The organism is Pseudomonas sp. RIT-562, from assembly GCF_026241895.1.
In the GTDB taxonomy this organism is placed as follows: domain Bacteria; phylum Pseudomonadota; class Gammaproteobacteria; order Pseudomonadales; family Pseudomonadaceae; genus Aquipseudomonas; species Aquipseudomonas mandelii_F.
Window position 1 is genome coordinate 1 of sequence record NZ_JAPJIV010000086.1, and the last position, 275, is coordinate 275.

Annotated in this window: 1 protein-coding gene; it reads right to left on the reverse strand. The window is 46.2% G+C overall.

Going from position 1 to position 275, the window contains the following annotated elements; genetic code table 11:
* Positions 1-2: 2 nt before the first annotated feature.
* A partial coding sequence (locus tag ORL50_RS28865; protein ID WP_266020121.1) for a low affinity iron permease family protein occupies positions 3-275 on the reverse strand: 273 nt, incomplete at its 5' end.

The window sequence follows — 275 nt, forward strand, 5'->3', positions numbered from 1 at the left end:
ATTTACTGTTTTGGATGGTTGACTTGATCCGGGCTCGCTTGGATTGGTGAAATTGTCACCTGGGTGTGGTCGCTCTGAATCGGTTCAAAATTTATCTGATCCGATTCGCCCAAGGAGCTGTATTGCTCCCGCAGTTTTCTAAGGTCGCTCGAACCCATTTTTTCAAGGCTCAAGGTGGCATTTTGCGCATCCTTGGTGGCTCGTATCAGCTCGTCAATTTTCAAATGCAGAATGTCGTTGTCACGGTTTTGAGTATTCTGAATCAGGAACACCAT